Source organism: Leisingera thetidis (genome assembly GCF_025857195.1).
In the GTDB taxonomy this organism is placed as follows: Bacteria; Pseudomonadota; Alphaproteobacteria; order Rhodobacterales; family Rhodobacteraceae; genus Leisingera; species Leisingera thetidis.
Window position 1 is genome coordinate 989,976 of sequence record NZ_CP109787.1, and the last position, 21,523, is coordinate 1,011,498.

The window sequence follows — 21,523 nt, forward strand, 5'->3', positions numbered from 1 at the left end:
TTATGGGGCACTGGTTGTTTTCAAATCGCATAGCGCGCCGGGTCATAGGCGCTCACGTCCATGTTCGGGCTGCGGCCCGAAATCATCTGCGCCAAGAGGCGGCCCGTCTTTGGCCCTCCCGTCAGGCCGATGTGATGGTGGCCAAAACCAACATAGGCACCGGACAGGCCCGGCACCTTGCCAATCACCGGAATTGAATCCGCAGGCGCCGGACGGTGGCCCATCCATTCCTCTTCATGCTTCCAGGCGACGCCGGGCAGGATACGCCGCGCGTTCCTGCGCAACAGTTCAAGCGGACCCTTGGACGGCCCGGCCTCCAGCCCGCCGAATTCGACAATGCCCGCAATCCGGATCCGTCCCTGCATCGGGGTCACCACGCATTTGGCCGCCGCCACCATGACAGGCGCTTTCGGCATCGCCGAAGGCTCCCACAATTCAAGATGATAACCGCGTTCTGCTTCCAGTGGTGCGGAAATTCCCAACTTCTCCGCCAGCGGTTTGGACCAGACGCCAGTCGCGATAACGACAGCGTCGCAAGGGATGGTCTCGCCGCCTGCGCGCACGCCGGTCACTTGGCCGTTTTCGCGGGCGACATCCTCGGCAAAAGCCTGGATCAGCCGGCCTCCATTGGCCGTCACATGGGCGGCCAGATCCTTCACATACCGGCCCGGGTCGGTGATGATGCCGTGGTTCTTCAACCGCGCGGCAAAGCCGAATTCCTCAGCATAAATCCCGTCATAAGCGCGGACCTCCGCGCCCTCCAATTCATCCCACTGGAACCCGTGTTTCCTCCGCAGGCCCCAGCCGAATGCATCCTCGCCGAAATGCGCCCGGTCATTGTAGAGGAACAGGTAATCCGAGGGCTTCAGATGCCGCTCCGCCCCGGTGCCTGCCGCCAGTGCCTGATGATCGGCAAGCGAGTCCCCCACGATGGGCGCCAGTGCCGCGGCTATCCGGGCAGTGTCTTCGGCATTGGCATGGCCCATGTATTTCATCAGCCAGGGGGCCAGCCTGGGCAGATACCCCCAGCGCAGGAACAAGGGCTGCTCCGGGTCCAGCAGCATCTTCGGCGCCTTCTTCCACAGCCCCGGGCCGGTGACGGGCACGATGGAGCAGGACGCCAGAATACCGCCGTTGCCGTGGCTGGTGCCTTCGCCCGGCCCCTTGCCGTCGATCAGGATCACCTGATGCCCGTCGCGCTGCAGCTCGATGGCGGTTGAGACGCCGACTATGCCAGTGCCAATGATGGCGACGGTTTTCTTCCCGGCCGTCATGCCGCGACCTTCTTGGCGACCGCGTAACGGTCCAGTTTTCCAACGTCCGGCTTGATGCCCAGCCCCGGCCCTTCCGGCACCACCACCTGGCCGTCCACGACCTGAAAGGGGGTCTCCAGAATGTCCTCCTTCAGGAAATAGCTCGCCTGGTAGAACTCGCAGCCCAGCTTGATCTCCGGCGTGGCCGCAATCATGTGGGTGCCCGCCAGATGCGCCAGCCCCGCCTCGAACATGTCGCCGCCATAGGCTGACAGCCCGTTTGCCGCCGCAATCCGCGCCACCGTCTGGGCGCGGGTCAAACTGCCGGACTTCATGATCTTAACCGACACGCCGTCGCAAATGCCCTCGCGCGCGGCACGCACCATGTCCTCGGGGCCGAATACGCTTTCGTCCGCCAGCAGCGGCACGTCGATCATCTCCCGCAGCCTGGCCATCATGCCGAAGTGATGGAACCGCACCGGCTGCTCGATGAAATCCGGCTTGTACCGGGCCACATCGCGCACCTGCGCAGGCGCATCCTCGATGCTCAGGCCCTGGTTATAGTCCACCCGCACCCGGAACTCGGGGAAATCCTCGGCAATCCGCTCCAGCCGCATGATGTCAAAGGCATGATCCCTGAAGCCGGTCTTCAGCTTGATCAGCCCCACCTTGTCGGCACGCAGCCGGTGCAGCAGGTCAATGTCCTTCCCGAAATCCGGATCGGCAATCGAACAGCTGAGCGGGATGGTGTCACGGCACTTGCCGCCGAGCAGCGCCCAGACCGGCACTCCGGCAATCCGCCCGGTCAGATCCAGCAGGGCGCTCTCCAGCGCCGCCTTGGCCTCGGTGCAATGGGCCACGGCCTTGGACGCATCCTCCATGATCGCCGCGCGATCCGCCACCCGGCGCCCCTCCACCAGCGGGCGGATGTAACGGTCCAGCGCCGCCAGGCTGGCTTCCGGCGTGCCGGTGAACACTGACCAGGTCGAGGCCTCGCCAAACCCCTCGGCACCGCCTTCGCTGCGCAGCCGCACAATCACAACCTCGCAGGAGCCTTCAACAGACCCGATCCCGTGGTCGCGGCGCGACAAAACGGGCAACGCGAGATGCCACAGGTCCATTGCGGCAATCTTTTCTTCCAGCACTTTGATCTTCCTCACAGGTGCGAGCGGAAGCCTGCCTTGACTTGATTATCATTACCAATACAAAGAATTCGATAGAGTATCATGAAAAGTGATGAGCTACCGATGTCTCTCCGCTTCCGCCAGCTGCAGGCTTTCCACGCCATTGTCGAGACCGGGACCGTCACCGGCGCGGCAGAGCAGCTGGGCATTTCCCAGCCGGGCATCTCCAATCTGCTCTACCAGCTGGAACGCCAGACCCGCCTCAAACTGTTCGAGCGGAGCAAGGGCCGCCTGATCCCGACGCCCGAGGCCGGGGTGCTGTTTCAGGAGGTCGACACCGTGGTGCGCGGCCTCGACCATGTGGCGCAGGCGGTCACCGACCTGCAGAACAAGCAGGCGGGCCAGTTGCAGGTGGCTTCGCAGCATTCCCTGTCCTTCGGTTTCATGCCCGCGCTGATTGCCCGCTTTGCCCGCACCCGCCCGGATCTGTCGATCTCCTTTCAGGCGCAGTATTCGCTGAAGATCCAGGAGTGGGTGATTTCGGGATTGTTCGAAATCGGCATCTGCGAAATGCCGCTGATCCATGACGGGCTGGAGGCGCACCCGATCACCGTCGAAACCCGGCTGGCGATTCCGGCAGACAGCCCGCTGGCAGACCACGAGGTACTGACGCCGGAACTGCTGGAGGGCGTGCCATTCATCGTGATGGGGCCGGAGCACATGACCCACCGCCGCACCCGCGAGGTGTTCCAGCAGGCCGGTATTCCGCTCAAGACCCGGGTGCATTCGCATCTGTTCAAGAACCTCCTCAGTTTTGTGCAGGAGGGGATGGGGGTTTCGATCCTCGACCCCTTCGTGTTGGATTTCGAGGGTGGCGGCGGTTTTGTCTCGCGCCCGTTCCGCCCCCGGATCACGATGGAAATGGCGGTGATAACCTCCAAGTCCCGCCCGCTGTCGGTCGTGGGGCAGGAGTTCCTGGCGCTCTTGAAACAGGAGCTGGCCCCTTATTCGATAACGAACGATTGACCATTCCGGGAAATCGTATGCAGTTCCGAATTCAATCTTGCGCAGGGTTGCCGGCTCGCCTAGTCTGCACGGCGGATTGAACAGATGGCAGGGCAATGGCCAAACGCGAGAGCAATGTGGACCGGGTTTATGAGGCGCTGCGCCGGATGGCGGCGGATTTTGCCTTCAAGCCCGACCAGCGGATCAACGAAAGCGCCCTGTCCGAGGTGCTGGGGGCCAGCCGCACGCCGCTGCGCGAAGCGCTGAACCGGCTGGTGGCCGAGGGCTTTCTGACCTTCCAGAACAACCGCGGCTTTTTCTGCCGCCCGCTGACCCCGAGCTACATCATGGACCTCTACGAGGCCCGGGTGGCGGTGGAATGCGAGGCCACGCGGCTGGCCTGTACCCGTGCCTCTGACGAGGATATCGCGGCGCTGGCGGATTACCTCCACCGGACGGAGCCGGAGTATCAAAGCGCCACCGGCCCGGAGGCGCTGCTGGCGATGGATGAAAGCTTCCACACCCGTCTGGCGCAGCTTTCGGGCAACAGCGAGCTGCAGCGCATTCTCAACAACCTCAATGGCCGGATCCGTTATATCCGGCTGATCGACCTCAAACGCATGGGCGACCGGGCAGGGGGCAAGGCGCCGGGCGATATCTCGGCCCACCTCCAGATCGTCGAAGGCATCGCCGCCCGCAATACGGACGCAGCGGTAGCCGCGATGCGCAGCCATATCGAAAAACGCCGGGAGGAGGCGACGGAGGCCGTCCGCATCGCGTTCTCCCAGCTCTACGTTCCGGACGAGTAGGGGGACCCCATGGAACACGGTGGCAAGACAGTTTTTGGAGCCACGGTTGGCATCCTGATGCTGGAAACGCGTTTCCCCCGCATCCAAGGCGACATGGGCAACGCGATGACCTGGGATTTCCCGGTGCATTACAAGGTGGTGCGCGGCGCCAATCCCGACAACGTGGTGCGCGGCAACCCCAAGGAGCTGGTGGAACTGTTTGTCGAGGCGGGCCGCGATCTGGTTGCCATGGGCGCTGACGGGATCACCACCAACTGCGGTTTCCTGGCGCTGATCCAGGACGAAGTGAAACAAGCGCTGGGGGTGCCGGTGGCAACGTCGTCGCTGATGCAGGTGCCGATGGTGCAGACCCTGCTGCCCGCGGGCAAGCGCTGCGGCATCCTGACCATCTCCAAGGCCACCCTGACACCTGCCCATCTGCAGGCCGCAGGGGTGCCGCAGGACACGCCGGTTGCCGGCACCGACGGCCTCCGCTGCTTTACCCGCGATATCCTGGGCGACGCGCCGGACATCGACTTCGAGTCCTGCCGGCTGGATATGATCGACGCCGCCCGGGCGATGGTGGCGGACACCCCGGACCTCGGCGCCATCGTGCTGGAATGCACCAATATGGTGCCTTATGCCCGTGACGTGCGCAAAGCCACCGGCCTGCCGGTGTTCTCGATCCATTCCTTTATCACCTGGTTCCAGGCCGGCCTCTTGCCCCAAGGGTTCCCGCTGGAATTGGATGATCCGCGGTGGTGAGGCGCTATCGAAGCACCTGAAAATTCATTAATGAAACCCTAAGTTTAAGGTCAGCATTGCTGCCGGAATGTTTCGCGCGCGAAACATTTGGGCAGAAGGTCTGACCTTTTTTACGCAGCCCGGTTCAGCTCAGCACCAGCAGCCAGAACCAGACAGTGAAAATGCTCGACGCGGTGGCGATCAGCACCGAGGACGCCGCCACCCGCTTGGCCCGCCCGTACATATTGGCAAAGATATAGCCGTTGAACCCGGTCGCCATCGCCGCGTTCAGCACGCCGGAGCGGAACAGATCCAGCGGCAGCGCCAGTGCGGACCCCATGGTCCAGACGATCGCGGGGTGGATCATCAGCGAGGTGGAACAGACGAACAGGATCGCCCGCATGTCGCCTTCGGGGCGGTATTTCACCAGCACCCCGCCCAGGGCAAACAGCGCGCAAGGCAGGGCGGCACGAATGATCAGCGACAGCGCCTCATCCACCACCAGGGGAATGGAAAAGCCTGAGAGGTTCACCGCAAACCCCAGTGCAATGCCCAGGATCAGCACATTGCGGAACATCGCGTTCAGGACCGAGGTCACGGTCCTGAACCCGCCCGCGCCGCGGTTGCGCACAATTTCCATCGCGGTGATCCCGACGCCATAGCAGAACGGCGAGTGGAAGGCGATGATCGCGTAATTGCCGGTCAGGTTCTCCGGTCCAAAGGCGCGCTCGGTGATGGGCAAGCCCAGCAGGACTGAATTCGAGAACAGGCAGCAGAAGCCGATGGCGATGCAGTCTTCCCAGTCCCGCTTGAACAGGGTGCGGGCACCGAATACGCCGATCAGGAAGCAGGTGAAGGCACCGGTATAGAAACTCGCCAGCAAGCGCGGATCGAAACTGGCAGAGAGGTCCAATTCCGCCATCGCCTTGAACAGCAGGCAGGGAATGGCGAAGCCCTGTGCAAACTTCATCACCCCTTCGATATGGTCCTGGCCCAGTACCCCCCGTGCCGTGGCTGCGTAGCCCGCGCCGACAACCAGGAACACCGGCAGGATGACGTCAATAAGGCTCTGAAACACGGTGCTTCCTCAAATCGCGCAAAAGAAAAAGGGCGCTGAACCGCGCCCCTCAGACCTCCATCCGGATCACCATGCCGTCATAGGCGGGGGTGATATGGTCCGGGGTTTCGGCCTCGACCGTGGCGTAATCCATGTCGATATGCATGTTGGTGATGATGCCGCGTTTGGGCGCCATCCTGCCGAACCACTCCAGCGCCTCCTGATAGCTGAAATGGGTCGGGTGCGGGGTGCGGCGCAGACCGTCCAGAATCCAGATGTCGAGCCCTTCCAGCTCCGGCAGGGCGCTGTCGGGTATGGCGGACACATCCGGCAGATAGGCGAGCCCGCCGATGCGGAACCCCAGCGCATCAATGGAGCCATGGCTGACCTCGAAGGGGCGGAACGGGATCTCGCCGCCGGGGCCGCCGACCGAGAACGGCCCGTCGATGGTTTTCAAATCCAGGATCGGCGGATAGGGCGAGCCGTCCGGCTGCGCAAAGGCATAGCCGAAGCGGTTCAGAAGGTCGTTCTGAGTGGGGCCATCAGCGTAGACCGGGATGCGTTCGCGCATGTTGAAATAGACCATGCGCAGATCGTCGATGCCATGCAGGTGGTCTGCGTGCGAATGGGTGTAGACCACCGCGTCCAGCCGGCTGACCTCTGCATCCAGAAGCTGGCTGCGCATGTCCGGGGTGGTATCGATCAGCACCGAGGTGGTGCCGTCCGGCCCGTCGCGCTCCACCAGCATCGAACATCTCTGGCGGCGGTTCCTGGGATTCTTGGGATCGCAATCGCCCCAATGGCCGCCAATCCGCGGCACCCCGCCCGAGGACCCCGAGCCGAGGATGGTGAAACGTATCTCCGCCATCAGGCCGCCGCCTCATACTGGGCGGCTTTCCAGAACAGCCGGTCGAAGTTCGCCTGCGTCTGCGCCGCAAAATCGGCGTAGTCCATGCCGAACACCTCGGCGCCAATCTTGGCGGTAAAGGCGGTATAGGCGGGCTCGTTGCGCTTGCCGCGGTAGGGCGGCGGCGCCAGGTAGGGGGCGTCGGTCTCGACCAGGATGCGCTCCACCGGGGCGGCGGCGAAGATATCGCGCAGCTCCTGGCTCTTGGGGAAGGCGGCGATGCCGGACATCGACAGGTAAAAGCCCAGGTCCAGCGCCGCCCTGGCCAGTTCCGCCGAGGAGGAGAAACAGTGCATGACGCAGCTGTATGCGCCGTTCTTCATCTCTTCGCTTAAGATGCGGGCCATGTCGCTGTCGGCGGCACGGGCGTGGATGATCAGCGGCAGGCCTGTCTCGCGGGCGGCGGCGATGTGGATGCGCAAGGACTCCTGCTGCACGGCGGCGCTGTCGGCGGTGTAGTGGTAGTCCAGCCCGGTCTCGCCGATACCGACGAATTTCGGGTGTTTCGCCAGTGCCGCCAGTTCGTCCACCGAAACCAGCGGCTCGTCCGCGGCGCTCATCGGGTGGGTGCCCGCGGCATAGAACACCGGCGCGTGCGCCTCGGCAATGGCGCGCACGGACGGCTCGTTCTTCATCTTGGTGCAGATCGTCACCATCCGGGTCACGCCGGCCTCAGCCGCGCTGGCGATCACCTCATCCAGCCGTCCCTCGAAATCGGGGAAGTCCAGATGGCAATGGCTGTCCGTGATCTGAGGCGTAGTCTGGGAAGCGGTCTCGGTCATGAATCCTCTGGTGCCACTGTGCCGCGCGGGCCTTCGGGCCTCAGCGCGACGCGGTTTCCTGCATCTTGAAAACCGTATCTAGGACAAGTGCTGCGGGGTCAAGGTTCACCGCCTGGCCGTGGCGGGCGCGCGCTGTCACTTCTGCGGCGAGGTCGGCCCAGGCGCGCGCCTTGCGCGGGTCAGGCGACAGCCGCGACAGCATCGCCGCCTCCTGGGGTGCCGCTTCCGGCGCTGGCGGCGCACCGGTTGCGCCGGTGCGCGCCAGCCGGGCCAGCGCCATCTCGGTCAGCGACAGCAGCAGCTCAAAGCGCTCCGCCGCGCCGCGCTGGGCGGCCGCCTCGGCCAGCGCCATGGCGCGCTGGCGGTCCAGCCGCGGCATCGAATCGAGGATCCGGACCAGTTCGGCGTAGATCTTGAGCCCGCCCAGATTGATCAGCCGCAGCGCGGCGCCGACGGAGCCGCCGGCCAGGGCGGCAAGGTGTTCCGTGTTCTCCGGCAGCCCAACACCGGATTGCGCCAGCGCGGCCTCCATGTCCGGCGCCGCCAGCGGCCCCAGCCGCAGGGTGCGGCAGCGCGAGCGGATGGTGGGCAGCAGCCGCGAGGGCTGGTGCGAGATCAGCAGCAGGGTGGTCCGCGCCGGCGGCTCCTCGAGCATTTTCAGAAGCGCGTTCGCAGCACTGATGTTCATGTCGTCGGCAGCATCCACAATGACCACCCGGCGCCCGCCATCGGTCGCCGACAGCCCGAAGAAGCGGTTCAGCTTGCGGATGTCATCCACCACGATCTGGCTGCGCAGCTTGCCCTTGTCGTCGTAGGAGCGGGTGATCGGTGCCAGTCCCGGCTCTGCCAGCGCCTGCACGCGGTGCGAGACCGGGTGTTCGGGGCTGATGTCCAGCGTGTCCGGCGGCAGCGGCGCGCCGAACAGCCCGTCCTCTGCCGGCGGCGTGGCCAGCAGGAAACGGGCGATCCGCCAGGCCAGCGTGGCCTTGCCCACGCCCTGCGGGCCGGTCAGCAGCCAGCCGTGGTGCAGCCGGTCGGAGTTATAAGCGGTCAGGAAATCGCGTTCCGCCGCCTCCTGGCCGATGAGGCGCAGGGTCTCGCGCGGATGCGGGGCGCCTTCGGCCTGGTCGGCGCGGGGCAGGTCTTCGTCAGCGCTCATGCCCCGGTTCCCCTTAAGGCTTCGTCCGCCAGCCTGCGCACGTCAGCCGTCACCGCCGCGATGGGGCGGGCGCCGTCAACCACCCGGAAGCGGTCCGGGAATTCCTGCGCCAGCGCGAGGAATCCCGCGCGCATCTTCTCCTGCAGCCCGACGCCGAAGTCCTCGAACCGTTCTTCCTTGCCCTGCCGTCCCTTGGCGCGGGCCAGGCCCTCGGCCGGGTCCATGTCGATCAGCAGGGTCAGATCGGGCTCGCGGCCGATCATCAGCCTGTGCATCTGGTCTACCGCCGCGCGCAGATCGCCGCGCGACAGGCCCTGGTACATCCGGGTGCTGTCGGCAAAGCGGTCGCAGATCACCACCTTGCCCGCTGCCAGGGCAGGTTCAATGGTGCGCTCCAGGTGGTCGCGCCGCGCCGCCATGAACAGCAGCAGCTCGGTCTCTGCCGACCAGCGGTCGGGATCGCCCTCCAGCACCAGGCGGCGGATTTCCTCGGCGCCCGGCGAGCCGCCCGGCTCCCGTGTCAGCACCACGTCGCGGCCCGCGCTGCGCAGGGCTTCCGCCAGCAGGCGGCATTGCGTCGATTTGCCGGACCCGTCGATGCCTTCGAAGGTGATGAACAGGCCGCGCTTGCCGTCTGCCGTCACAGCGCCCCCTCGGGACCGGTCAGGAATTGCTTGATCAGCACCTGCGCCGCGGTCTTCACGCGCACCACGAAACCGCCCGCGGGCACGTCGCTTTCCGCCACCAGCGGCAGCCGCACTTCCGGCAGCTCATCGGGCTGCAGCACCAGCTCTGCCAGGCGCTGGCCCTGTTTCACCGGCGCCTCGATCGGGCCGTTATAGACAACCTCGCCCTGGATGGTGCTGGCCGCCAGCGATGGCAGCAGGATTTCCAGGTCTTTGGACGGCACCAGCCCTACCGATCGTTCCGCGCCCCGCCAAACTTCGGCTTCGGCGATGGCAATACCCTCTTTGGCGACGGTCTTTTTGGTAAATTGGCGAAACGACCAGTTAACAAGGGCTTCTGCCTCCTCTGCGCGCCCGCGCTCGCTGTCGAGGCCGGACACCACAAAAATCACCCGCCGGTCGCCCTGTTTGGCAGAGCCGACGAGGCCATAGCCCGCTTCCTCGGTATGGCCGGTCTTCAGCCCGTCGGCGCCGATCCCGAGCTTCAGCAGCGGGTTGCGGTTGCGGATGTTGGAGGGTGCGCGGCCGTCGAATTCGAACTGGGTTTCGGCGAACAGCGGGTAATACTCGGGGAAATCCTCGATCATCCGCTCAGCCAGAACGGCCAGGTCATGCACCGACATCCGGTGTCCGGCAGCAGGCCAGCCGTTGGAATTGGCGAATGTCGAGGCCGTCATGCCAAGATCCTGCCCCCGCTTGGTCATGTAGCGGGCAAAGCCGGCCTCGGTGCCGTCCGGACTCAGCGCCTCGGCAATCACCACACAGGCGTCATTGCCGGACAAGACGATGATGCCGCGCAGCAGGTCCTCGACGCGGACCCGGTCCTGGGTGTCCAGGAACATGGTAGAGCCCTTGTAGCTCATCGCGTGCTCGCTGACCGGCAGCCGTTCGTCCAGCGTCAGCCGTCCGTCGCGCAGCGCTTCGAACGCCACATAGAGCGTCATCAGCTTGGACATCGAGGCCGGCGGCAGCGGCACATCAGCGTTCTTGGACAGAAGCACCGTGTCAGTGCCCGCATCCACTACATAGGCGGCACGCGCCTTGGTATCAAAGGCGGCGGCGGAGAGCGCTGAAAGGCTGACCGCCAGACCGGCAGCCAGGGCCAGCCGCAATGCGGATCTCAGGGCATGGCCCATGCGACGGGTTTCAAATTCAGTTGGTGACAGCATAGGCATCCGCAAATCCGGTTTCCTTCACGCTTTTCAGCAGCTGGCTGCGTTCGGACTTGTTCTGCGCCGGGCCGACCAGCACCCGCCAGAACGTCTTGCCGCTGGAGGACTGCTCGCGCACCACGGGCACCATGCCGGCGCTGCGCATCATGTTGGCGGTGCGCTTGGCGTTGGCCTCGACGCTGAAGATGCCGATCTGGATGAAAGGTTTGCCCAGTGCGGAATTCCGAGGCGCCGGGGCCGCGGCGGGCTCTGCCTTGGCCGGAGCCGCTTGTGCCGGGGCGGCGGCAGCGGCCGATGCCTCGATCGCGCTTGCAGCGCCGGCAATTGGATCAAGTGCCGTTTCCGAGATGTCCTGGCCAGCGGCGGAGGCCAGGACCTGCACTGCATCCGTGTCTTCCGCGGATGGTTCAGCCGCCTGATCCGCGGCGGGCAGCTCGTTGCTGACCTCTTCACGCCGCAGGGCGGTCACGTTCAGTTCCACCGGCGCGCCTGCCAGCAGTCCAAGCGCGGCAGCAGCATCCGAGGAGACCTGCAGGCGCGGCCCGGGAATTTCCCGCTCGCGCCGGAACAGGGCACCGATCACGAACTGGCCATTGGCGTTGTTGCGGATGATCACCCGCTCAGGATCCTTGGTGTCCGGGTGCGCCACCCAGACGCCGCCGATCGATGGGCGGCCGTCCCAAAGGCCCGCTTCGGTCACCTGGAACACATCGGGCGCTTCCACGTCGCGCTCCACCAGCTTGGTGCTGCTGGAGGCCTGAACGGCGCCTTCCGTCTTTGGTTTTGGTTCCAGAAAACCCAGTTTCGGCCCGTCCTCGCAGCCGGCCAGAACCAGCAGTCCTGCGACCGCCGCGGCGAGCCGCGGGGCCGTCATTGCTCTCGACACGGTATCTGTCATGCTTTCATCCTTGCCTGTGCCCGCGGCGCCTGTGCGCCCCCGCCGGAATGCCCGGTCTTCTTGATTTGGCGGCATGATAGCCTGCGCATCCGGCCATGAAAACCCTGTGGGGCAGCGGCACAAGGGAAACCCGCAGCGGCGGCATAAATCCGCGCGGCGGACCGCGGTCCGCAGATTTCCCTTGCGGCACGGATTTCCCCTTGCCTCGCCCGTTTTTGCGCCCTAAACCGCTGGTCGGACCGGGGAGGTGGCAGAGTGGTCGAATGCGGCGGTCTTGAAAACCGTTGAACGTGAGAGCGTTCCCAGGGTTCGAATCCCTGTCTCCCCGCCACTCACTCAGCCGGCCTCAGAACCGCCGTCTGCTGGATGGCCCGCGTTTCCGCCCTTGCGCAGCAGGTAGATATCCATGATCCAGCCATGCGCGGCCCGCGCCTTGGCCCGGGCTTCGATGATCTGCTCGGCGGCCTCGGACAGCGGTCCCGCAACGGAAATCTGGTTTTCCATGCCGGCATAGGCGGTCCAGAAGATCTCTACCCCAGCCGGATCGATGGACTGAAACGAGCATTCCCCGTCCAGCATGATCACCAGCGTATCGGCACTGTCCGGCCAGCCGTCTTCACGCAGGCGCCGTCCTGTGGTGATGGTGAACGGCGCGCCGATTTCATTGACCGGGATCGCATGCGCCGCGGTCAGCGCCTGAATCGAGGTGATGCCGGGAATGACCGTCAGCTTGATCTCCGCCAGTTTCTTCAGCCGCTCGGCGATCCGCATGGTGCTGTCGTAGAGCGAGGGATCGCCCCAGACCAGGAACCCGGCCTTGCCGCCCGCGGGCAGGTGTGCGGTGATGTTCTGCCACCAGATCTCCGCGATGGCGTCGTGCCAGTCGTCGACCCGCTGGCGGTAGCTTTTGGTGGCCTCATCCCGCACCGGCAGGGCGAATTCGACGATCTTCGGGCCATCGCCCTTGATCGTCCGGTCGCAGATCGCGCGCCTGAGGCCCGCCAGGTCGTCCTTGCCCGCGCCCTTGTTGGGGATCAGGATCAAATCCTGCGCGTTCAGCGCGTCGATCGCCTGCAGTGTCATGTGCTGCGGGTTGCCGGTGCCGATGCCGATCAGGGAAAGCTCAATCATGACGGGGCCTTTCACGTGAAAACACGGCCCCCTATGGGGCCGCGCTGAGGGTCTTGCAAGTGTGCAGTTGCGGTCAGGAGCCTCCGCCGTCCGCGGGAGCGGTGGTCTTGGCTTCGACCGGTTCGCCCGCGACCATCAGCGGGCTGTGGCTGTTGGTGTTGAGCGAGACCTTCACCTCGGCCCCTTCGGGCAGCGATGGGATATGCATCCAGCCGGCATAAAGCCGGGCGAGTTTTTCACCGTTCACATAGATATGCGCATGGCCTTCGCCCGGCACATCCGCGGCGGAGGCGTTTTCGGGGGCAAACCGGAAGTTCTGCGGCAGCACTTGCAGGTTCCAGCCGGCCATCGGATCCTTGATCAGCTGAATCGCAACGCTGGGCGCATCGCTGCCCGCGGGCAGGTCGACAGCAGTGGAGTGATCATGGGCCATGGCCTCGGCATGAGTGCCGCCGTGATGGGCCGGGTCGCCGTGGTCGTGGCCGTCAAAGGTGACGCCATTGCCGGCGGCAATCACAAAACCGGCGCCGCCGCCAAAGATCAGGCCGATCGCGAAGAGAGCGAGAGAGCGGGACATCTTGTCATCCTCGGAAAAGAAAACCCCCGCCGGACAGAGCCGGCGGGGAGCAATGCGGAGCGGGATCAGGCTGCCGCGGCTTCGCGCTTGCCTTCGGCCTGCCAGAAGTAGCCGGCAAAGCTGCCCAGCAGCACCCAGGCGGCCATGCCGATGCCGAATGCACGGGCGGCAAACAGCGCGCCGATCTCGGTCGGAACCGGGCCCGAGAACGTTTCCGGCTCAGGTGCGCCGACGATATGCGGGGCCATCAGCAGGAGCGCCGCGACCAGGTAGCTGACCAGATTGCCGCCAAAGGCAATCAGCCACATGGCAACACCGGCCGCTGCGACGGTGACGGTCCACCAGACCTGGCGCACGCCGACGTCTGCGGCCGCGACACCCGGCACTTCCGGCGCCAGCGACAGGCCGGGCGCGAAGTGGAAGGTGATGAACCCCGCCAATCCCCACAGAAGGCCTGTGCGGGCATTGATCACATGCCCCTGGCGCTCGGCCACGGACATCAGCGCCGCCATCACCAGCGCATACCCGGTATAGGTCAGCATGGTGAAGATGATGCTGAGACCGTCGCGCATGGGCTCGGCGAACAGGCCGGGCAGATCGGGGTGGGCAGTTACGGGGGCAGCGCCGAAATGCACCAGCTCGCCGCCCTCGTAGAGTTCGGCGTGGAGCAGCACGGGCTGCACGAAATACAGCTGCAGCAGGGCGGTAATCAGCCCTGCTGCAGCGCCAGCGAACAGGCCGCTGGTCAGAATGCGACTGAACATGGCCTTAGTGGCAGGGGAAGCCGGTTGCGTGGCGCACGTCATGAGCGGCGTCATGCAGGGCGGATGCCTGCACATGGCCGGTCAGCGTGATGATCCCCAGGCCCAGAACCACGGCAAACAGCGCCGGAATTACAGTGGTGCCGGCGGCAGAAGCCTTAAGCGTCTTGGTCGTCATTGTCGTCCTCCTTGCCGTCACACCCGACGGCGTAAGTTTGCGTTCCCATACGGCCGGTCTCCTGACTCGCGGGTCGCTGCTGCCTTCCTCCTTCCCGGCGTCTTGCGCGCCAGTGGATAGTGGAAGGCCGCTCGCCGCTCACAGTCGCGGGGGCGGTTGAGGCTTCGGTGCCGCGATTTGGTCCACCGTCCTCATTCCCGTTTCAGTCCCAGTGCTTAGGCACTATCAGACACCATATCGGAGTGTTGTGCCCCGCGCGGGAGCGTCCGGTCAAGGAAGAAACCGCCAAGTTCCGGTCCTTCCGCGTCATGACCGGCGGGAAATCCCGCTGCTGGCGGATCAGGACAGACCGGCCGGTATCCGGGCGATCGCCTTGAACCGCAGCCCCCCCAGGGGACGGGCATCGGCGAAATTGCCGTCCGGGCTTTCGTGATACATCTGCAGGAAGGTCAGCAGGTCCGGCAGGTCCGCGGCGCTGATCTCCCCGAACAGATAGGCGGTCTTGCCGGTTTGGCGCACCGCCAGCGTCTGCGGCCGGGTGCAGCCGGACATGCAGTCCGCCTGTTGCAGCCGGGCGTCCACCCCTGCCGCCTCCAGCGCCGCCGAAACCTGCCCGGGCAGGGCAGGGTCGGCGCCGCGGCAGGTGCGGCAGAGGGTGAGGGTGAGGGTGGGCAGGCTCATTCCGGCTCGGCCAGCGGCCCGTAGAGGATGAGCACAGGCGCCGTGGTCTCCATCTGCCGCAGCAGGGCGGGCAGCTCGCCGACGGTGTGCCGGTGCAGCGATTGTTCGGGTGTCGAGACGCCGAGCGCCACCAGCGCGGGGGTGGTTTCAGGCAGGCCGGCCTCCATCAGCTTTTCCGACAGGTCGGCAAAGGTGCGTTTGCCCATGTAGACCACGGTGGTGGCCTCGCCGTCCGCCAGCGCCGCCATGTTGAGGTCGTCCGGCAGCCCGCCGGTCACGTCATGGCCGGTGATGAACTGCAGCCGCCGCGCCGTCTGGCGCCGGGTGAGCGGGATGTTGGCCGCCGCCGCTGCTGCCGAGGCCGCGGTGACGCCCGGCACGATTTCAAACCCGATGCCGGCTTCGCGCAGGGCAGTGATTTCTTCCTCCAGACGGCCGAAAACGCCGGAATCGCCGGATTTCAGCCGCACCACGCTGAGGCCGGAAGACGCGTAATCGACCAGCAGCTGGCTCACGTGGTCCTGCTTGGGCGAGGGGCGCCCGGCGCGCTTGCCGACGCCGACCAGATCCGCATCGGCGCGGGCGTGGCTCAGGATCGGGCCGGAGGACAGATCATCGAAAAGGATCGCATCCGCCGCCTCCAGCCGCTTGACCGCCTTGACGGTCAAGAGTTCCGGGTCGCCGGGGCCGGAAGAGACAAAGCTGACGAAACCGCTCATGCGCGCTCTCCGGTGATCAGGTGGAAGAAGGTGCCGGTGACATTGCCTTTGATGGAGCCGGTCTCGGGCACCGGGCCGCCGTCGGCATCCATGACATTGGCCAGCGGTGCGTCGGGTTCTTCGAGGATGGTGGAATAATGGAACTCATGCCCGCGCAGGGCGGTGCCCGCAGCGAAACCGGGCATACCGGCCTGCAGCACCGCGCGGCGGTAGCCGAGGTGGAACTTGCGCTTCTCGTAAGAGGTCACAAGGCCCAGCAGCCCGAGCATCCGGTGGCGGTTGCCGTCCTTGTCGATCAGCGCCTCGCCCAGGGCCATGTAGCCGCCGCATTCGCCATGCACCGGTTTGGTTTCCGCATGTCTGCGCAGGCCCCTGCGGAAGGTTTCCGCCGCCGCCAGGGTGCCGCCGTGCAGCTCCGGGTAGCCGCCGGGCAGCCAGACCAGATCAGCGTCCGCCGCCGGGGCTTCATCCGCCAGCGGCGAGAACGGCAGGATCTCGGCGCCGGCCGCGCGCCAGCCGGTCAGCAGGTGCGGGTAGGTGAAGGAAAACGCCGCATCGCGCGCCAGCGCAATCCGCTGGGCGGGCGGTTCCGGCAGGCTGGCCGCAGCAGGTGCCGGGCCCGCCAGGGCTGCGGATTTGATCGCTTCCAGATCCACATGTTCACGCAGGAAGGCCGCATAGCCCGCAATCGCAGCTTCCAGATCGGGATGCTCCACTGCCTGAATGAGGCCCAGATGGCGTTCCGGCAGGGTGAGGTCGCCGCGCCGCGGCAGGGAGCCAAGCACCTTGATGCCGGCCTTCTCCATCCCCAGCCGGGTCAGCCGTTCGTGCCGCGGGCTGGCCACCCGGTTCAGGATGACGCCGGCAAAGGGCAGCTCCGGGTCGTAGTTTTTGAACCCCAGCGCGGTTGCCGCAGCCGACTGCGCCTGACCGCCCACATCGACGACCAGAACGACCGGCCAGCCCATGCGCTTGGCGGTCTCGGCGGAGGAGCCGAAGCCCGACTGGCCGCGTGTCGCCACGCCGTCAAATAGCCCCATGGAGCCTTCGCCGATGCAGATTTCCGCACCTGCCGACTGGCCCGCGACCGCGTCCAGCAGCCCGCCGTCCATCGCCCAGGTGTCGAGATTGAAGCTCGGCCGCCTGGCCGCTGCCAGGTGGAAGGCGGGGTCGATGTAGTCCGGGCCGCTTTTGTAGGGCTGGACGGTCAGACCGTCCTCGGCCAGTGCCCGCAGCAGGCCCAGCATCACGGTGGTCTTGCCGGTGCCCGAGGACGGCGCCGAAATCATCAGTCCGGGAGGGGTCAAGTTTGTCATGGCCTTAGTCGTCCCCGTGGCTCCAGCTGGACCACGGGCTGTCGGCGCTTTGCGGCCGGTAGCGGCGGTCGTAGTCGGTGGAATAGAGGCAGCTTTCGTCAAAGCCCTCGCCCTTCAGCACCGGGCCCACCAGGATCAGCGCCGTGCGCGAAATCTTCTCGTCCAGCGACTCTTTCAGGGTTTCGAGGGTCGCACGGATGATCTGCTGGTCCGGCCAGCTGGCGCGGTAGACCACGGCCACCGGGCAATCGGCGCCGTAATGCGGTGTCAGGCTCTCGACCACATGGTCCAGATTGCCGATCGACAGGTGGATCGCCAGCGTGGTGCCGGTGCGCGCGAAGTTCTCCAGCGACTCGCCTTCGGGCATCGAGGACGCGCGCCCCGGGGTGCGGGTCAGCACCACCGACTGGCCGAGGCCGGGCAGGGTGAGTTCAGTGCCCAACGCCGCCGCGGCGGCAGCAAAGGACGGCACGCCGGGGGTGACGCTGACCGGAATGCCCTCGGCCTTCAGGCGGCGGATCTGCTCGCCCATCGCCGACCACACCGACAGATCACCCGAATGCAGCCGCGCCACGTCCTGGCCTGCCGCATGCGCGGCCTTGATCTCCGCCACGATGGCGTCGAGGTCCATCGCCGCGGTGTTTACGATCTTTGCGTCCTCGGGGCAGTGGCTCAGGATCTCCTCCGGCACCAATGAGCCTGCATAGAGGCACACCGGGCAGGACGCGATGATGTCGCGCCCGCGCAGGGTCAGAAGGTCGGCAGCGCCCGGTCCGGCGCCAATGAAGTGAACGGTCATGGCTCAAGTCTTTCTGCTATGGCCGCGGTGGCAAGCCCATCCGCGGTGACAACTCTGGGGGCGAGCAGGCGCGATCTTGCGCCCGGCACCCCGTGGCGCGCCCCGGCCAGCGCCGCGGCTTCCGCCAGCGACCCGGTTCCGAACCGCGCCTTGATCCGGGGGGAGCAGGTCAGGGTCTGCTCCCCGGCAATGTCCTGTTCCTGCAAGGAAATCACCGGCAGGCCGGTGCTGCGCGCCAAGTCCTGCATGGCGGGCGCCGCAGCTTTCTCCGCGATGGAGGCCAGTGCATCCACTTGCACGCCGGTCAGCGCCAGCGCCGCTTGCAGGTCTGCATCAGTGGCAGCTGCGCGAAAGCCGATGCCTGCCACCTTCATCGCGTGACACTCCACTGGATGACAGGCCGCGCCCGTTCCCAGCCGCGCATGCTGCCCAAGGGGCCGGCCTCGGCAATTTCGGCCTTCAGCAAGTGGCCGCCGCGCGCTGCATGGGCGCGCATCAGCAGCGTCTCGGTCTCCAGCGTGACGCCATTGGCAACCAGCCGCGTGCCCTCGGGCAGGATATCCCACAGGTGGTCCAGCAGCTCTTGCGAGCCGCCGCCGCCGATGAATACGCAGTCGGGCCGGGGCTGACCCTCCAGCACTTGCGGGGCCTTGCCCAGAACCGGCGTCATCCGGTGATCCAGCCCGAAGGCCGCGGCGTTCGCACGGATGTTCTCCAGACGGCTCTCGCGCGGCTCAAAGGTGATCGCCCGTGCCCCACGGGCCGCCAGGCACCACTCCACTGAGACCGATCCGGAGCCGCCGCCGATGTCCCACAGCAGCTCGCCAGCCCGCGGTGCCAGCGCCGACAGTGTCAGCGCCCGCACGGGGCGTTTGGTGATCTGCCCGTCGCTGGCAAAGAGATCATCGGACAGACCGGAGGCCTGCGGCAGCCCCTTGTGGCCCGCGGCTTCGACTGCCACGGCAACAGGCGCCTGAATGTCCTGCAGATCAAAGCCTTGCGCCCGCACAGAGCGCACTTTCTGACGCGGCCCGCCGAGGCATTCCATCACGGTCAGTTGCGAGGCGCCAAAACCCTCAGCGGAGAGCCACTCCGCCAGCTCCGCGGGGGCAGCCCCGTCCCGCATGGTGCAAATGACGCGCGTGCCGTTCCCAAGCAGAGGGCGCAGCCGCGCATAAGGCGCCGCGTGCAGGCCGAGGCACAGCACCTCTTCCAGCTTCCAGGCCAGATGGTTGGCCGCCAGCGCAAAGGTGGAGGGCGCCGGGTGCGAGATCCACTCGCCTGCCTCCAGGTGACGCGCCAGAGAGCCGGCGGCGCCGTGCCAGAACGGATCGCCAGAGGCCAGAACCGCAACCTTCCGCCCGCGCATTTCCAGCACCGGGTTGATCGAGAACGGCACCGGCCAGGGCTGGCCCTTGCTGCCTGCACCTGCCAGCTCCAGATGCCGCGGGCCGCCGAATACTGCCTCGGCCTCTGCCAGCGCCTTCCGGCTTGCATCGCTCACACCTTCCAGTCCATTTTCGCCCAGACCGATGATTGTAAGCCAGTGTTCCGAGAGGCCATCAGACATGACACGCATCCTTTTGCTGGGCGGCACCACCGAGGCCTCGGCGCTGGCGAGAACGCTGGCGGAGGCGGGTGCGGATGCGGTGTTTTCCTACGCGGGCCGCACCGCCAAGCCCGTCAGCCAGCCGCTGCCCACCCGCGTCGGCGGCTTTGGCGGCGTCGAAGGGCTGGAAGCCTACTTGAGAGGTGAAGGCATTGCCCGTGTGGTCGATGCGACTCACCCGTTCGCGGCGCAGATGAGCACCAACGCGGTGCATGCCTGTGAAGCGGCGGGCGTGAAGCTCTGCGCCTTTGAGCGCCCGGTCTGGCAGCCGGAGGAGGGAGACCAATGGGTGCATGCGGGCAGCATTGAAGATGCCGCCAAGGCTCTGCCGGACGCTCCGGCGCGGGTGTTCCTGGCGATCGGCAAGCAGAACCTCGCCCAGTTCGCCGCCAAGCCCCAGCATCACTACCTGCTGCGGCTGGTGGACGAACCGCAAGCGCCCCTGCCGCTGCCGCACGCCACGGTCGAGATTGCCCGCGGGCCGTTTGATGTTGCGGGAGATACCGCGCTGATGCAGCGCCAGGGCATTACCCATGTGGTGGCCAAAAACGCAGGCGGCGCGGGTGCCGCGGCCAAACTCACCGCCGCACGCAGCCTCGGCCTGCCGGTCATCATGATCGGCAGGCCGCAGGTGCCCGCGCGGCCCGTTCTGGGCAGCGTGGCAGAGGTTATGGCCTGGCTGTCTCATCCCGCGGCCTAGGCTTCGGCGGCGTAGCGGGGGGTGTAGACGTAACTGCCAACCCTTCGCGTGTCGCGGTTGCCGACGATCACCACGGTGCGCATGTCAGCCATCTCGGGCGTGGCGTCCTTCAATGGCACTGTCAGCAGCTCCTGTCCCGGTTTGGTCACGTCGCGGGCAAAGGTGATCAGCGTGTCAGCGCCGCAGGCTTCGCGCAGGATTTCCAGCGCGCGGGCAAACTGATGCGGCCGCGATTTGGAACGCGGGTTGTAGAACGCCATTGCCAGTCCGGCCTCACCCACCAGCTGCAGGCGCTTTTCGATCAGGCTCCAGGGCTTCAGGTTGTCGCTGAGGTTGATGGCCGCGAAATCATGCCCCAGCGGCGCGCCGATAGCAGCCGCGGCGGCCAGCATCGCGGTGATGCCGGGCAGCACCTTGATCTCCAGGTTCAGCCAGTCCGGGTGGGCTGCGGCGCTGGTCTCCAGCGCCTCGAACACGGCTGAGGCCATGGCGAACACGCCGGGATCGCCGGAGGAAACCACGACCACGCGCTTGCCCTCGGCGGCCATTTCCAGCGCGTGGGTGGCGCGGTCCACCTCGACCCGGTTGTCCGTGGCGTGCAGGGTCAGGCCCTCGCGCGGTTCGATGCGTTTCACATAGGGGATATAGCCGACGATATCGGTTGCGTCCCCGATGGCATCGCGCACTTCCTGCGTTACCAGCGCCTCGTTGCCGGGGCCGAGGCCCGCAATCACCACCCATCCGTTTTGCGATAGCTTCATGGCCGGCGTCCCTGTCCGTGAACCAGTACGATGGAGAAATAGGGCACCTCGCCTGTGATCTCCGAGAGCTTCTGCACGGTCTGCCCCGGCATGGTGCCGCGTTCGACCAGCCAGGCGTCTTCGGCGCGGCCCGCCCGCTCCAGCGCGCGGCGCAGCTTGGGCAGGTTGCGGCCGATTTTCATCACTACCAGCGCATCGGTGTTCGCTGCGCGCTCGGCCAGCTCATCCTCGCTGAGGGTGGCCATCGCCACGGTCAGCACATCGTCGCCCCAGGTGATCGGCTGGCCGGAGGCAGTCCAGCAGCCCGACATGCCGGTGATGCCGGGGATGATTTCCTGCGCGGCGCGGCCCTGCAGGCGGGTGTAGAGATGCATGTAGGAGCCATAGAGGAACGGGTCGCCCTCGCACAGCACCACCACGTCCTCGGATTTGGCGATTTCGGCGAGCGTATCGGCCCACTGGTCATAGAATTCTGCCAGCACCCGGTTGTATTCGGGGTCCGCGAAATGGATCTCGGTCGTGACCGGGTATTCCATCGCGTGTTCGGTGACGCCCTCGGCCAGCATGCCCTCGACAATGGCGCGGGCCTGGCCCTGGCGGCCGGCCTTGCGGAAATAGGCGATGTGGCGCGCAGCCCCGATCAGCCGGTGCGAGCGGACGCTCATCAGGTCGGGATCCCCGGGGCCAAGCCCTGCGCAGATGACTGTGCCCATGGG

General features: G+C 66.1%; 25 protein-coding genes, 1 tRNA gene and 1 riboswitch. Of the genes, 5 read left to right on the forward strand and 21 right to left on the reverse strand.

Translation table 11 applies throughout. The annotated features are described in order from the left end of the window. Positions 1 to 20 precede the first annotated feature (20 nt). Positions 21 to 1,274, reverse strand: coding sequence for an NAD(P)/FAD-dependent oxidoreductase (locus OKQ63_RS04645; protein WP_264212799.1), 1,254 nt, complete (start codon positions 1,272 to 1,274; stop codon positions 21 to 23). Next, on the reverse strand, positions 1,271 to 2,398 hold the full coding sequence (locus OKQ63_RS04650; RefSeq protein ID WP_264212800.1) for an enolase C-terminal domain-like protein: 1,128 nt from the start codon (positions 2,396 to 2,398) through the stop codon (positions 1,271 to 1,273). The genes OKQ63_RS04645 and OKQ63_RS04650 overlap by 4 nt, the downstream gene beginning before the upstream one ends. Before the next feature lie 102 nt (positions 2,399 to 2,500). Here OKQ63_RS04650 and OKQ63_RS04655 point away from each other — a divergent pair, with 102 nt between their 5' ends. The 3 genes from OKQ63_RS04655 to OKQ63_RS04665 all read left to right on the forward strand — a co-directional run bounded on the left by OKQ63_RS04655 (position 2,501) and on the right by OKQ63_RS04665 (position 4,935). Next, the gene (locus tag OKQ63_RS04655; protein ID WP_264212801.1) at positions 2,501 to 3,403 is read left to right on the forward strand and encodes a LysR family transcriptional regulator; all 903 of its coding nucleotides are present in this window, start codon (positions 2,501 to 2,503) and stop codon (positions 3,401 to 3,403) included. A 95-nt stretch (positions 3,404 to 3,498) separates the two neighbouring features. Then, positions 3,499 to 4,191, forward strand: coding sequence for a GntR family transcriptional regulator (locus OKQ63_RS04660; RefSeq protein WP_264212802.1), 693 nt, complete (start codon positions 3,499 to 3,501; stop codon positions 4,189 to 4,191). A gap of 9 nt (positions 4,192 to 4,200) precedes the next feature. Next, complete coding sequence (locus OKQ63_RS04665; protein WP_264212803.1) at positions 4,201 to 4,935, forward strand: aspartate/glutamate racemase family protein; 735 nt, start codon at positions 4,201 to 4,203, stop codon at positions 4,933 to 4,935. A 124-nt stretch (positions 4,936 to 5,059) separates the two neighbouring features. On the opposite strand, the gene OKQ63_RS04670 is transcribed toward OKQ63_RS04665, so the two are convergent. The 7 genes from OKQ63_RS04670 to OKQ63_RS04700 are packed head-to-tail and all read right to left on the reverse strand — an operon-like array spanning position 5,060 to position 11,575. Beyond that, complete coding sequence (locus OKQ63_RS04670) at positions 5,060 to 5,992, reverse strand: AEC family transporter (RefSeq protein WP_264212804.1); 933 nt, start codon at positions 5,990 to 5,992, stop codon at positions 5,060 to 5,062. Positions 5,993 to 6,041: 49 nt separating this feature from the next. Then, entirely contained in the window at positions 6,042 to 6,839 is a 798-nt protein-coding gene (locus tag OKQ63_RS04675; RefSeq protein ID WP_264212805.1) for an MBL fold metallo-hydrolase, read from the reverse strand. Beyond that, positions 6,839 to 7,660 carry a TatD family hydrolase gene (locus OKQ63_RS04680; protein WP_264212806.1) on the reverse strand — a complete coding sequence of 274 codons (822 nt, stop codon included), beginning with the start codon at positions 7,658 to 7,660 and terminating at the stop codon, positions 6,839 to 6,841. The genes OKQ63_RS04675 and OKQ63_RS04680 overlap by 1 nt, the downstream gene beginning before the upstream one ends. Before the next feature lie 40 nt (positions 7,661 to 7,700). Continuing rightward, a complete protein-coding gene (locus tag OKQ63_RS04685) occupies positions 7,701 to 8,819 on the reverse strand; it encodes a DNA polymerase III subunit delta' (RefSeq protein ID WP_264212807.1) in 1,119 nt (372 codons plus the stop codon). Continuing rightward, entirely contained in the window at positions 8,816 to 9,463 is a 648-nt protein-coding gene (tmk, locus tag OKQ63_RS04690) for a dTMP kinase (RefSeq protein ID WP_264212808.1), read from the reverse strand. Before tmk ends, OKQ63_RS04685 begins: the two co-directional genes overlap by 4 nt. Then, entirely contained in the window at positions 9,460 to 10,641 is a 1,182-nt protein-coding gene (locus OKQ63_RS04695) for a D-alanyl-D-alanine carboxypeptidase family protein (RefSeq protein ID WP_264212809.1), read from the reverse strand. The genes tmk and OKQ63_RS04695 overlap by 4 nt, the downstream gene beginning before the upstream one ends. Before the next feature lie 16 nt (positions 10,642 to 10,657). Then, entirely contained in the window at positions 10,658 to 11,575 is a 918-nt protein-coding gene (locus tag OKQ63_RS04700) for an SPOR domain-containing protein (RefSeq protein WP_264212810.1), read from the reverse strand. Between the two features lie 241 nt (positions 11,576 to 11,816). On the opposite strand from OKQ63_RS04700, the gene OKQ63_RS04705 reads away from it, so the two are divergent. Further along, positions 11,817 to 11,906: transfer RNA gene (locus OKQ63_RS04705), tRNA-Ser, on the forward strand. A gap of 5 nt (positions 11,907 to 11,911) precedes the next feature. On the opposite strand, the gene cobF is transcribed toward OKQ63_RS04705, so the two are convergent. The 10 genes from cobF to cbiE form a co-directional block, all read right to left on the reverse strand. Next, on the reverse strand, positions 11,912 to 12,706 hold the full coding sequence (gene cobF, locus OKQ63_RS04710) for a precorrin-6A synthase (deacetylating) (protein ID WP_264212811.1): 795 nt from the start codon (positions 12,704 to 12,706) through the stop codon (positions 11,912 to 11,914). Positions 12,707 to 12,779: 73 nt separating this feature from the next. Next, positions 12,780 to 13,283, reverse strand: coding sequence for a hypothetical protein (locus OKQ63_RS04715; RefSeq protein WP_264212812.1), 504 nt, complete (start codon positions 13,281 to 13,283; stop codon positions 12,780 to 12,782). Positions 13,284 to 13,348: 65 nt separating this feature from the next. Beyond that, a complete protein-coding gene (locus OKQ63_RS04720) occupies positions 13,349 to 14,047 on the reverse strand; it encodes a CbtA family protein (RefSeq protein ID WP_264212813.1) in 699 nt (232 codons plus the stop codon). A gap of 4 nt (positions 14,048 to 14,051) precedes the next feature. After that, positions 14,052 to 14,222 carry a CbtB domain-containing protein gene (locus OKQ63_RS04725; RefSeq protein ID WP_264212814.1) on the reverse strand — a complete coding sequence of 57 codons (171 nt, stop codon included), beginning with the start codon at positions 14,220 to 14,222 and terminating at the stop codon, positions 14,052 to 14,054. 34 nt (positions 14,223 to 14,256) lie between these two features. Further along, positions 14,257 to 14,474: riboswitch (cobalamin riboswitch) on the reverse strand. Between the two features lie 87 nt (positions 14,475 to 14,561). Next, complete coding sequence (locus OKQ63_RS04730) at positions 14,562 to 14,903, reverse strand: DUF1636 domain-containing protein (protein ID WP_264212815.1); 342 nt, start codon at positions 14,901 to 14,903, stop codon at positions 14,562 to 14,564. Further along, entirely contained in the window at positions 14,900 to 15,622 is a 723-nt protein-coding gene (gene cobA / locus OKQ63_RS04735) for a uroporphyrinogen-III C-methyltransferase (RefSeq protein WP_264212816.1), read from the reverse strand. Before cobA ends, OKQ63_RS04730 begins: the two co-directional genes overlap by 4 nt. Continuing rightward, positions 15,619 to 16,938, reverse strand: a complete 1,320-nt coding sequence (locus OKQ63_RS04740) for a cobyrinic acid a,c-diamide synthase CobB (RefSeq protein ID WP_264212817.1) — start codon at positions 16,936 to 16,938, stop codon at positions 15,619 to 15,621. The genes cobA and OKQ63_RS04740 overlap by 4 nt, the downstream gene beginning before the upstream one ends. 4 nt (positions 16,939 to 16,942) lie before the next feature. After that, positions 16,943 to 17,737 carry a precorrin-4 C(11)-methyltransferase gene (gene cobM, locus OKQ63_RS04745; protein ID WP_264212818.1) on the reverse strand — a complete coding sequence of 265 codons (795 nt, stop codon included), beginning with the start codon at positions 17,735 to 17,737 and terminating at the stop codon, positions 16,943 to 16,945. After that, entirely contained in the window at positions 17,734 to 18,111 is a 378-nt protein-coding gene (locus tag OKQ63_RS04750) for a cobalamin biosynthesis protein (RefSeq protein ID WP_264212819.1), read from the reverse strand. Before OKQ63_RS04750 ends, cobM begins: the two co-directional genes overlap by 4 nt. After that, positions 18,108 to 19,307: a precorrin-6y C5,15-methyltransferase (decarboxylating) subunit CbiE gene (gene cbiE, locus OKQ63_RS04755; RefSeq protein ID WP_264212820.1), complete on the reverse strand. Its 1,200-nt coding sequence runs from the start codon at positions 19,305 to 19,307 to the stop codon at positions 18,108 to 18,110. The genes OKQ63_RS04750 and cbiE overlap by 4 nt, the downstream gene beginning before the upstream one ends. Here cbiE and OKQ63_RS04760 point away from each other — a divergent pair. Further along, positions 19,306 to 20,046 carry a cobalt-precorrin-6A reductase gene (locus OKQ63_RS04760; RefSeq protein WP_264212821.1) on the forward strand — a complete coding sequence of 247 codons (741 nt, stop codon included), beginning with the start codon at positions 19,306 to 19,308 and terminating at the stop codon, positions 20,044 to 20,046. The two genes, cbiE and OKQ63_RS04760, sit on opposite strands and share 2 nt — an antisense overlap. On the opposite strand, the gene cobJ is transcribed toward OKQ63_RS04760, so the two are convergent. Both cobJ and cobI read right to left on the reverse strand, forming a co-directional pair. After that, complete coding sequence (gene cobJ / locus OKQ63_RS04765) at positions 20,043 to 20,807, reverse strand: precorrin-3B C(17)-methyltransferase (RefSeq protein WP_264212822.1); 765 nt, start codon at positions 20,805 to 20,807, stop codon at positions 20,043 to 20,045. The two genes, OKQ63_RS04760 and cobJ, sit on opposite strands and share 4 nt — an antisense overlap. After that, entirely contained in the window at positions 20,804 to 21,520 is a 717-nt protein-coding gene (cobI, locus tag OKQ63_RS04770; protein ID WP_264212823.1) for a precorrin-2 C(20)-methyltransferase, read from the reverse strand. Before cobI ends, cobJ begins: the two co-directional genes overlap by 4 nt. Positions 21,521 to 21,523: the final 3 nt, after the last annotated feature.

Bases quoted from the DNA above. Each gene is read 5' to 3' on its own strand.
- OKQ63_RS04655 (WP_264212801.1), top strand. From the start codon at position 2,501: ATGTCTCTCCGCTTCCGCCAGCTGCAGGCTTTCCACGCCATTGTCGAG.
- OKQ63_RS04680 (WP_264212806.1), bottom strand. From the start codon at position 7,660: ATGACCGAGACCGCTTCCCAGACTACGCCTCAGATCACGGACAGCCAT.
- cbiE (WP_264212820.1), bottom strand. From the start codon at position 19,307: ATGTCTGATGGCCTCTCGGAACACTGGCTTACAATCATCGGTCTGGGC.
- OKQ63_RS04750 (WP_264212819.1), bottom strand. From the start codon at position 18,111: ATGAAGGTGGCAGGCATCGGCTTTCGCGCAGCTGCCACTGATGCAGAC.
- cobJ (WP_264212822.1), bottom strand. From the start codon at position 20,807: ATGAAGCTATCGCAAAACGGATGGGTGGTGATTGCGGGCCTCGGCCCC.
- cobI (WP_264212823.1), bottom strand. From the start codon at position 21,520: ATGGGCACAGTCATCTGCGCAGGGCTTGGCCCCGGGGATCCCGACCTG.
- OKQ63_RS04645 (WP_264212799.1), bottom strand. From the start codon at position 1,274: ATGACGGCCGGGAAGAAAACCGTCGCCATCATTGGCACTGGCATAGTC.
- cobA (WP_264212816.1), bottom strand. From the start codon at position 15,622: ATGAGCGGTTTCGTCAGCTTTGTCTCTTCCGGCCCCGGCGACCCGGAA.
- OKQ63_RS04675 (WP_264212805.1), bottom strand. From the start codon at position 6,839: ATGGCGGAGATACGTTTCACCATCCTCGGCTCGGGGTCCTCGGGCGGG.
- OKQ63_RS04715 (WP_264212812.1), bottom strand. From the start codon at position 13,283: ATGTCCCGCTCTCTCGCTCTCTTCGCGATCGGCCTGATCTTTGGCGGC.
- cobM (WP_264212818.1), bottom strand. From the start codon at position 17,737: ATGACCGTTCACTTCATTGGCGCCGGACCGGGCGCTGCCGACCTTCTG.
- OKQ63_RS04730 (WP_264212815.1), bottom strand. From the start codon at position 14,903: ATGAGCCTGCCCACCCTCACCCTCACCCTCTGCCGCACCTGCCGCGGC.
- OKQ63_RS04725 (WP_264212814.1), bottom strand. From the start codon at position 14,222: ATGACGACCAAGACGCTTAAGGCTTCTGCCGCCGGCACCACTGTAATT.
- OKQ63_RS04700 (WP_264212810.1), bottom strand. From the start codon at position 11,575: ATGACAGATACCGTGTCGAGAGCAATGACGGCCCCGCGGCTCGCCGCG.
- OKQ63_RS04660 (WP_264212802.1), top strand. From the start codon at position 3,499: ATGGCCAAACGCGAGAGCAATGTGGACCGGGTTTATGAGGCGCTGCGC.
- OKQ63_RS04760 (WP_264212821.1), top strand. From the start codon at position 19,306: ATGACACGCATCCTTTTGCTGGGCGGCACCACCGAGGCCTCGGCGCTG.
- OKQ63_RS04740 (WP_264212817.1), bottom strand. From the start codon at position 16,938: ATGACAAACTTGACCCCTCCCGGACTGATGATTTCGGCGCCGTCCTCG.
- OKQ63_RS04685 (WP_264212807.1), bottom strand. From the start codon at position 8,819: ATGAGCGCTGACGAAGACCTGCCCCGCGCCGACCAGGCCGAAGGCGCC.
- OKQ63_RS04665 (WP_264212803.1), top strand. From the start codon at position 4,201: ATGGAACACGGTGGCAAGACAGTTTTTGGAGCCACGGTTGGCATCCTG.
- OKQ63_RS04720 (WP_264212813.1), bottom strand. From the start codon at position 14,047: ATGTTCAGTCGCATTCTGACCAGCGGCCTGTTCGCTGGCGCTGCAGCA.
- cobF (WP_264212811.1), bottom strand. From the start codon at position 12,706: ATGATTGAGCTTTCCCTGATCGGCATCGGCACCGGCAACCCGCAGCAC.
- OKQ63_RS04695 (WP_264212809.1), bottom strand. From the start codon at position 10,641: ATGGGCCATGCCCTGAGATCCGCATTGCGGCTGGCCCTGGCTGCCGGT.